General features: G+C 68.2%; 4 protein-coding genes. All 4 read right to left on the bottom strand.

Going from position 1 to position 3,687, the window contains the following annotated elements:
* Positions 1-54: 54 nt before the first annotated feature.
* A complete protein-coding gene (locus AZG88_RS17155; protein ID WP_061698356.1) occupies positions 55-243 on the bottom strand; it encodes a hypothetical protein in 189 nt (62 codons plus the stop codon).
* On the bottom strand, positions 233-580 hold the full coding sequence (locus AZG88_RS49935) for a hypothetical protein (RefSeq protein ID WP_231914050.1): 348 nt from the start codon (positions 578-580) through the stop codon (positions 233-235). The genes AZG88_RS17155 and AZG88_RS49935 overlap by 11 nt, the downstream gene beginning before the upstream one ends.
* 248 nt (positions 581-828) lie before the next feature.
* Positions 829-1,608 carry an IS21-like element helper ATPase IstB gene (gene istB, locus AZG88_RS17145; protein WP_005241291.1) on the bottom strand — a complete coding sequence of 260 codons (780 nt, stop codon included), beginning with the start codon at positions 1,606-1,608 and terminating at the stop codon, positions 829-831.
* A gap of 89 nt (positions 1,609-1,697) precedes the next feature.
* Entirely contained in the window at positions 1,698-3,233 is a 1,536-nt protein-coding gene (gene istA / locus AZG88_RS17140; RefSeq protein WP_082833346.1) for an IS21 family transposase, read from the bottom strand.
* Positions 3,234-3,687 lie beyond the last annotated feature (454 nt).

Here is a 3,687-nt window from a genome sequence, read left to right as displayed (position 1 = left end):
TGCCCGGGCAGTGTCCCCGCAGGAAACCGTCCTGACTCGACCACTGCGGAGTTGTCATTCCACCAGCGTGATCGGCACCCCAGGGGTGATGAACAGGTGGTGCCGAGCGCCGTCATGGGTGAGCGACATCGCCACTCCCAGGGTGTGTCCCTCGGCGAACCGTGCGAGCAGCTCCCGGGGGGCCTCGAACCTGGTCTGGCTGATGCCGTAGGTGACACCATTAAAAATGAGGCTAGGCACCATACCTCCTTGTGTTGACGGTGGATCGTTGCCGGAAGTCTCGCGGACACCGACGCCTCCGCGAGACGGATACACCGTCGCGGCCGACGGAGGTATCTGCTGCGGGTGGGGTTACCAGCGGTGGACGACGGTCGGGTTCGGCTCGTCGCTGCCCCGAATCGCGATCGGAGTCGCCGGCGTGATCAGCAAGCGCACCGTCGAGTTTCTGGCTGACGAAACCGACGAATCCACCGTTGCCGTTGCCGTCGAAGATGCCCCGGACTGCTTCCTCGAGGCCGTGCGCGGCGGCCGCATCGGCGAGCGGATAACGAACCCCGTCGTAGATCGCTTCGTAACTCATCATCCTTCTCCCGCCGGTCTCGTCTCGTGGTGCTCACAAGAGTAAGAGCGCCGAGCCGACGGTCCGGGCCGACGCCGACGCCGATGCGTTGTCCGCAACAGAGATTCGACCGGATTGTCAACGGACATTCGTTCCCGCCCACTGACGGACACGAAACCTGCCCATAGGCGGACACGTTTCTGCCCACTGGCGGACATCCGTTTCTGCCCACTGGCGGACACGAAACTGCCCACGGTGTTGTGTTGTGGTCAGGTGAGTGGGTCGACGCCGGTGCCGGCGAGGGCTTGGCTCATCCGGATCGATTTACCGCTGGTCTGACACAGGTGGGCGTGGTGCATGAGCCGATCGACGGTGGCGGTGGCCAGGGTCTTGGGCATCAGCTCGTCGAATCCGGCCGGATGAAGATTCGACGACAGCGCCAGGGCGCGTTTCTCATAGGCGGCGTCGACCAGCCGGTAGAGGCCCTCGGCGGCGTCGGCGGCCACCGGCAACAGGCCGATGTCATCAATGACCACGAGATCGGCGCGCAGCAGCTTGGTCAGGGCACCCGAGACCGAGTCGTCGGCGCGGTGCCGGCGGATCAGCGCGCCGAGGTCTTCGAGGGTGAACCACAACACCTTCCGTCCTCGTTCGACGGCGTGCTGGCCGAGGGCCTCGAGGAAGAATGTCTTCCCGGTTCCCGAGGGTCCGCAGACCACGAGGTTCTCGCGCCGCTCGATCCATTCCAGGGTGCGTAGCGCCTGCTGGGTCGGGGCCGGGATGGACGACAGTTCCGGTTTCCAGGCGTCGAAGGTCTTGCCGGTGGGAAACGCGGCGGCGGCGCGGCGGGTGGCCAGTGCCGAGCGTTCCCGGCCGGCGGCCTCCTCGGTGAGCAGCGCCTTGAGGACCTCGGCGGGTTCCCACCGTTGGGCGCGGGCGGTGGCCAGCACGTCGGGAGCGGCGCGGCGGATGTGCGGCAGCCGCAGCCGGTGCAGCAGGGTTTCCAGGTCGGTCGGCAGCGGCGGCGCCGCCGGTGGTGCGGTGGTCACGAGGGTCTCCTTCGGGTGCCGGTTGAATCGGACGGTGAACTCGATTAGTCTGCGGTGCAGAGTTTTTCGCGTCAGCGTGGGCGGTGTTCCTAGAGTTCGGTGGCACCGTCGACGGGAACCTCGCCACCGAGGGCGGCCCAGCCGCTGGTGCCCTGGGCCAGGGACCGGGATTCGTCGGCCCGGTGGGTGCGATCCGAGGCGGCGCCGGCGGGGTGGGCGTCGAGGATCGCCATGAGGTCGCCCTCGGCGAAGCGGCCGTAGGCGGCGGCGTGCCCGAGCGCCCAGTCGACCCGGCCGGCGCCGAGCAGCTTCGCCAGCGACACCGCGTGGTCCATCTTTACGCGGATCTTCCCGGTGCCGGCCTCGGCGGCCTCACACAACCACAGCCGGGCACCGGCACCGATGTTGCAGAAGGCGCGTTCGGCGTCGGTTCGCGGGATCGGCTGACGGTCGAGGATCCCGGCCGGGGGCGGCGGGAAGTGCTCGTCGCAGATCTGCGGGGAGCCGGGGCGGGCCCGCCGGTGCCGGGCGACCTCGACCGGGCCGGTGTCGCCGTGGTGGACGAAGATGATCCGCTCACCGGCACCGGCGCCGTGTGCGCGGACGAACACCGTCTGCCCGCGCAGGGTGTGCGGCACCGAGTACTGGCCGTTCTCGAACGCGACCATCGGGGTGTTGTCCGGGACGATGCGGGTCACTCCCCAGGTGACGGTGTGTGCGGCGGCGGGAACCGGATGCAGGTGGAGGCGTTCTTCGGCGAGCATCTGCGCCGGGATGCGGCGGGTGGTGCGGTGGGTGCGGGTGTTGACCTGCTCGCAGAACTGCGTGCAGGCGGCCTCGAGGTCCTCGAAACTGTCGTACTCGGCGGCGAGGTTGTGGTCGGTGGGCACCAGGTCGGCCTTGGCCAGCTTGACGGTGTTCTCCACCCCGCCCTTGGTGGCCGGGTCCGCGGGCAGGCAGGTCTTGACGACCAGGCCGTAGAACCGGGCGAAGGAGACCACACCCGGGTTGCGGACGGCGACCGAGGCGATGTGTTCGGTGGTGACCATCTTCTCGTTGTCGGTGAGCAGATACGTCGGGACACCACCGATCCGCCGGAAGGTCCGGTCCAGGCCCGCGTAGACGGACGGGGCGGTGCGGTCGCGCAACGGGATCACCACCCGGTGCCGGCACCAGGCCAGCCACGCGCACAGCAGCACCGTCTTGGTGCCGTCGACGACCGGGCCGTCACCGAAGTCGTACTGAAGCCACAGGCCGGGTTCGGTGACCCACGGCCTGTGCACCCTGGTGTGGCCGAGCCGGTAGGCGCGTTTGATCCGGGCGACGGCGCGGCGGGTGGTGCGTTCGGTGCCGGTGAATCCGAGGGCCAGCAGCTTGTCGTGGGCGATGTCGGCGCGGACTCGGCCCTTCGAATGTTCGACCCATTCTTCGATTTTCGGTAGATATTCGTCGATCAGCATCGGTCTCTTCTCCCGCGGTGGGGTCGGCGCATCGGCGGTGTCGCGTTCGGCGACGAGGCGGGCGACGGTGTGATGGGAGCACCCCGCCAGTGCGGCGGCGGCACGGTAGGACTTCGTCAGGTCGTAGGCAGCAAGAATTTCCATGACTTCCTTGGCAGACTTCACGGTGGCCTCTCCTCGGTGGCTCGCATTCTCGGCGTGGTAGCACCGTCGAGCGAACCCGAGGAGAGGCCCCGATCCGGGGAGGCGATCGGGAAGAAAATCGAACGTGCCGTATCAGGCGGACAGACCCGGGTGGGCAGTTTCGTGTCCGCCAGTGGGCAGAAACCCGTGTCCGCCAGTGGGCAGTTTCACGTCCGCCTGTGGGCGTTTTCGTGTCCGCCTATGGGCAGTTTTTCATGTCCGCCGACACCGGATCGCTGCGTCCCAGGCGACCGCGGTCAACCCGCCCACGCGCCACCGTCGACCTCGCCGGGGAGCGCCGAACCGGCGGCGCCCCCGTTTAGCTTCTTTTAGCGTTGCCCGGGACCGGCACCACACGCAAGGCGGGCCGGTTACCGTCTGTCGGTATGGGGACCACCTTCCACGGGCCAAGTCCATGGCCGCACATCACCCGCGC

This window comes from Rhodococcus sp. LB1 (genome assembly GCF_001583455.1).
In the GTDB taxonomy this organism is placed as follows: domain Bacteria; phylum Actinomycetota; class Actinomycetes; order Mycobacteriales; family Mycobacteriaceae; genus Rhodococcus_F; species Rhodococcus_F opacus.
The sequence above is the reverse complement of the archived record's forward strand: the minus strand, read 5'-3'. Positions and strand labels throughout refer to the sequence as shown.